Annotated in this window: 5 protein-coding genes; all 5 read left to right on the top strand. The window is 64.1% G+C overall.

Annotated features, from left to right (window positions below):
- A partial coding sequence (locus B7L72_RS14470) for an ABC transporter permease (RefSeq protein WP_139788533.1) occupies nucleotides 1-497 on the top strand: 497 nt, incomplete at its 5' end.
- Entirely contained in the window at nucleotides 494-1,336 is an 843-nt protein-coding gene (locus tag B7L72_RS14465; RefSeq protein WP_016914990.1) for an ABC transporter permease, read from the top strand. The genes B7L72_RS14470 and B7L72_RS14465, both read left to right, overlap by 4 nt.
- The gene (locus tag B7L72_RS14460) at nucleotides 1,333-2,754 is read left to right on the top strand and encodes an ABC transporter ATP-binding protein (protein WP_081195172.1); all 1,422 of its coding nucleotides are present in this window, start codon (nucleotides 1,333-1,335) and stop codon (nucleotides 2,752-2,754) included. Before B7L72_RS14465 ends, B7L72_RS14460 begins: the two co-directional genes overlap by 4 nt.
- 84 nt (nucleotides 2,755-2,838) lie before the next feature.
- Nucleotides 2,839-3,372: a superoxide dismutase family protein gene (gene sodC, locus B7L72_RS14455; protein ID WP_016914992.1), complete on the top strand. Its 534-nt coding sequence runs from the start codon at nucleotides 2,839-2,841 to the stop codon at nucleotides 3,370-3,372.
- A gap of 144 nt (nucleotides 3,373-3,516) precedes the next feature.
- Complete coding sequence (locus tag B7L72_RS14450; RefSeq protein ID WP_081195170.1) at nucleotides 3,517-4,989, top strand: carbon starvation CstA family protein; 1,473 nt, start codon at nucleotides 3,517-3,519, stop codon at nucleotides 4,987-4,989.
- Nucleotides 4,990-5,010 lie beyond the last annotated feature (21 nt).

Below are 5,010 nucleotides of genomic sequence, written 5' to 3'. Positions count from 1 at the left end.
TGCCCGCCTTTGCCGTCGGGCTGCTGCTGATCATGCTGTTTGCCGTCACCCTGGGCTGGCTGCCGGTGGCAGGCCACGGTGGGCCGCTGCATACCGTGCTACCGGCCCTGACGCTGGCGCTGGGCCTGGCGGCGGTCTCCAGCCGCGTGGCTCGCAACGCCATGGCCGAGGTTTCCCAGTCGGCCTATTACGCCTTTTCTCACACCAAGGGCCTTGGGCCACGGCGCAGCTTCCTGCGCCACGGTCTGCGCAACGCATCGGTGCCCGTGGTGGCCTATCTGGGCGTCCAGTTCGTCTACCTGATCGAAGGTGTCGTGGTGGTCGAAACCCTGTTCGCCTGGCCCGGCATCGGCCACGCCCTGGTGCACGCCATCGTGGCCCGAGACGTGCCGATGATTCAGGGCACGGCGCTGGTCATGGGCCTGCTGTTCGTGCTGCTGAATACGGCGGTGGATATCGCCTGCCACCTACTCGACCCAAGGAGACGCCAAGCATGATGGGCACTACCTCGTCACGGCTACCTGCCTCCCGCCCCCTGCATGGCCATACGACGCTGCTATCGGCGCGCCAATGGTGGGGCGCGGGCCTGCTGGCCCTGCTGCTCGCCTTTGCCTGGCTGGTGCCCTGGCTGGTCGACGCCGACCCCGCCCGCCAGCAGCTCAGCCGCATCCTGCAGGCACCCTCGCTGGCCGAGCCCTTCGGTACCGACCACCTTGGCCGCAGCATGCTGGCGCGTATGGCGGCCGCCATTCGGCTCTCATTGGGCATGGCACTGCTCAGCGTAGCCACCGCCGCCATTCCCGGCGTACTGCTGGGCGTCGTGGCGGGCTGGCGGGGCGGCTGGACCGACCGCCTGCTGGGTAGCGTTGCCGATGCCTGCCTGGCGCTGCCGGGCCTGTTGCTGGTGCTGCTGCTGGCCGCCATCGCCCCCGGCAACTTCTGGACCCTCTACGTGGGGATCTCGCTGGTGCTGTGGATCGAGTATTTCCGGGTAGTACGAGCGCGCACCCAAGCGCTGGTCACCTCGCCACAGATCGAAGCCAGCCGACTGCTGGGCTTTGGCCCGGTGATGCTGTTTCGTCGCCACTTATGGCCGGAGCTGGCGCCCCAGGTGTTCACACTGGCCGCCTTCGGTGCCGCCAGCGCGATTCTCGCCATGGCCGCGCTGGGCTTTGTCAGCGTTGGCCTGCGGCCGCCCACGGCGGAACTGGGCTTGATGATGATCGAGCTGTTGCCCTACTACCACGAAGCTCCCTGGGCCATGGCGCAGCCGATTTTCGTGCTGTTCGTGGTGGTCTTGAGCTTGAACCTGCTGGCAGGGAAGGACCCACGATGACCTCCATGACGCTCACCACTCAACTGCTGGATGTCAGTGATCTGGAGATCACTGGCGATGGCGTCACCATCGCCCCGATCAGCTTTCGCCTGGCCGCTGGCCAGCGCCTGACCCTGCTGGGGGAAACCGGTTCGGGCAAGAGCCTGATTGCCCAGGCCATCATGGGCACGCTGCCGCCGGGGCTGGCGGCGCAAGGTTCGCTGGAGATTGCCGGTGTGACTTACCCTGCCGACGCCCCGCAAAGCCGGCAGGCGCTGTGGGGCCGCACTCTGGCGCTGCTGCCCCAGGAGCCCTGGAACGCGCTGGACCCCACCATGCGCGCCCTGCCACAAGTGGCAGAAACCCATCGTTTCGTCGCTGGCAAAACAGCAGCAGACGCCCAAGCCGCCGCCAGGGCCGAGTTGAGCTGCCTGGGTCTTGCCCATGCGCTGCATAAACTGCCGGGGGAGCTTTCCGGCGGCATGGCCCAGCGGGTGGCCTTCGCGGCCGCCAGCGCTGCGGGGGCTGCCATGGTGATTGCCGATGAGCCCACCAAAGGGCTGGATGCCCCGCGCCGGGATGAAGTGGTCGAACTACTGGCCAGCACCCCCGAGCGTGGCGGCGCCCTGCTGACCATCACGCACGATATCGAAGTCGCCCGGCGACTGGGGGGCGAAGTGATCATTCTGCGCAAGGGGCAGGTGGTCGAACGCGGCCCTGCCGAGGTGCTGCTGAACCACCCGAATACCGAGTATGCCCAACGCCTGCTGGCCGCCGAACCCAGCCGCTGGCCCGATCCCCCCGTGTTTCGTGGCCACGCCGAGGCCCCCGTGGTCAGCGCCCAGGGGCTTGCCATGACGCGCGGCGGTCGAGAGCTCTTCTCCCAGCTGGAGGTCAGCCTGCGCCCCGGCGAAATCGTCGGCGTGGTGGGCCCTTCCGGCTGCGGAAAGAGCACGCTGGGCGATATTCTGCTGGGCGTCACGCGGCCCAATCAGGGGCGCGTCGACTACCATCAAAGTATTCCCGTACTGGGCCGCCAGAAGCTCTACCAGGACCCTCCGGCCGCCTTTTCGCCCCACTGGACACTGGCGCAGCTGCTGGCCGACCTGCAGTGCCGTCACCGCTTCGACCCGGCACGGGTAGCACCGCTGCTGCAGCGCCTGGGGCTCGACGACCACCTGCTGGCCCGCCGGCCGGGGGAGATTTCCGGCGGCGAACTGCAGCGCTTCGCGATGCTGCGCGTGTTGCTGCTCGAGCCACGCTTTCTGTTCGCCGACGAACCCACGTCCAGGCTCGACCCCGTCACTCAGCAGCACACCCTCAGCCTGCTCATCGAGCTGGCCCGGGAACAGGGCTGTGCGGTGATGCTGGTCAGCCATGACCCGGCCTTGATCGAGAAAGTGTGTGATCGTCAGATGGCCCTGGCGTTGGCGGGTTAGCCCTTCGCCAACTACCTTGATAAGGCACCCCTTGGCACGCCACGCTGTGCCAGGGCTTCCATGGACAAGGAAAGGAGCCATCACATGCGCTATTCATTACCGCTGACCGGTATCGCTGCGGCCCTGCTGTTGGCAGGCGCGGCACAGGCCAATGAAGCATTGGACGTCGAGATACACAAGGTGAGCGCTGAAGGTATCGAAGAGTCGATTGGTACCATCGCCATCGAGCATACCGATCACGGCGTGCTCTTCACGCCCTCCCTGAGTGATCTGGAGCCAGGCGTGTACGGCTTTCACATGCATGAAAACGCCAGCTGCGACCCGGCTGAAAACGAAGATGGCGAGATGACCGCAGCGCAAGCGGCTGGTGGCCACTACGACCCCGAAGAGACCGACACCCACCAGGGCCCCTATGGCGATGGCCACCTGGGTGATTTGCCGGTGCTGACCGTCAATGAGGACGGAGAAGCCAACCTGCCGGTGCTGGCACCGCGCCTGAGCATGGAAGACGTGCTGGGCCGCAGCCTGATCATTCATGAAGGCGGCGACACCTACGATGACGAACCTCACCTGGGCGGCGGCGGTGCTCGCATGGCGTGTGGCGTGATCAGCTCGTAACTCCACTAAAGTCGTAAGCCACTAAAGTCGTCAACCACTAAAGTTGTAAGGCATGACCTGACAGGTCTCTGTACATTCCTTCCGGCTAAATAAGCGTGGCCCGTCAATGGCCACGCACTCCCCCAGACCTGTTGAGTGCTTTAGATGATTACCTTCATTCTCTCGATACTACTGCTGATCGTGGGTTACTTTACCTACGGCAAGTTCGTCGAGCGCGTGTTTGTCGCTGATCGTAAGCGCCAGACCCCCGCTTTCAGCATGCGCGATAACATCGACTACGTGCCGATGAATACGACGCGTAACTCCTTGATTCAGCTGCTTAACATTGCAGGCGTAGGCCCCATTTTCGGCCCTATCCTGGGGGCGCTGTACGGCCCGGTGGCGTTCGTCTGGATCGTCATTGGCTGTATTTTCGCCGGTGCCGTTCACGACTACCTGACCGGCATGATCTCGATTCGTAACCACGGCGCGCACTTGCCCCAACTGGCTGGCAAGTTTCTGGGTAAAGCCATGAAGCACGTGGTCAACGGCTTTGCCATTTTGCTGCTGTTGCTGGTGGGTACGGTGTTCGTGACGTCGCCCGCTGCCCTGCTGGCCAACATGACCTCTTTCTCGGTCACGCTGATCATCCTGGCCATCTTTGCCTATTACCTGGTGGCCACGCTGCTGCCCATCGACAAGGTGATTGGCCGTATCTACCCCTACTTTGGAGCGCTGCTGCTGTTCAGCGCCGCCGGTATCGGCATCGGCCTAGTGGTCACTGGGGCGCCCATTCCCGAACTCTCTTTCCAGAACATGCACCCAGACAATGCGCCCATTTTCCCGCTGCTGTTTCTGACCATTTCCTGTGGTGCGCTTTCCGGCTTTCATGCCACCCAGACACCGATCATCTCGCGAACCACTGAAAACGAAACCAATGGTCGCAAGATCTTCTACGGCATGATGATTGCCGAAGGCGTGATTGCCATGATCTGGGCCGCCGCCGCCATGAGCCTGTTCTACGGCGACCAGACCCTGTCCGACGTGCTGGCGTCCGGTGGCCCGGCCGCCGTGGTCAGCGAAGTCTCTACCACCATGCTGGGCGCCGTCGGTGGCACGCTGGCGGTACTGGGTGTCATTGTGCTGCCCATCACGTCCGGCGACACCGCTTTCCGCAGTGCGCGCATGATCATTGCCGACTATCTGAAAGTGGGCCAGAAACCGATCGCCAAGCGCATCATGATCGCGCTGCCGCTGTTCGTGGCCTCTTATGCGCTCACCCACATGGACTTCACGCTGCTGTGGCGCTACTTCTCCTGGGCCAACCAGACCACCGCCGTCATCGCCCTGTGGACCGCGACGATGTACCTGGTACTCTCACGCAAGCCCTACCTGATCACCTCCATCCCGGCGGTCTTCATGACCATGGCAACGTTCACCTACCTCGCCTACGCCCCCATTGGCTTCAACCTGCCGCTGCAGGTCAGCTACGTGGTTGCCGCGTGCGGTACGCTGGTGTGCATCGCGCTGTTCATGAAGCGGGTACGTCGCCTGAGCCGGACGACCTTCAGCGTCGATGAACCCGTTCTCGAGGCCCCTGCAAACCCAACTGGCCAACTGGCGCCTCAGGGCCAGTGACCCGCCATCCATTCCGAAGCG

This window comes from Halomonas sp. BC1, assembly GCF_002078135.1.
GTDB classification, from domain to species: domain Bacteria; phylum Pseudomonadota; class Gammaproteobacteria; order Pseudomonadales; family Halomonadaceae; genus Vreelandella; species Vreelandella stevensii.
Note: the sequence above shows the minus strand (reverse complement) of the source record. Positions and strands in the feature narration are given on the sequence as shown.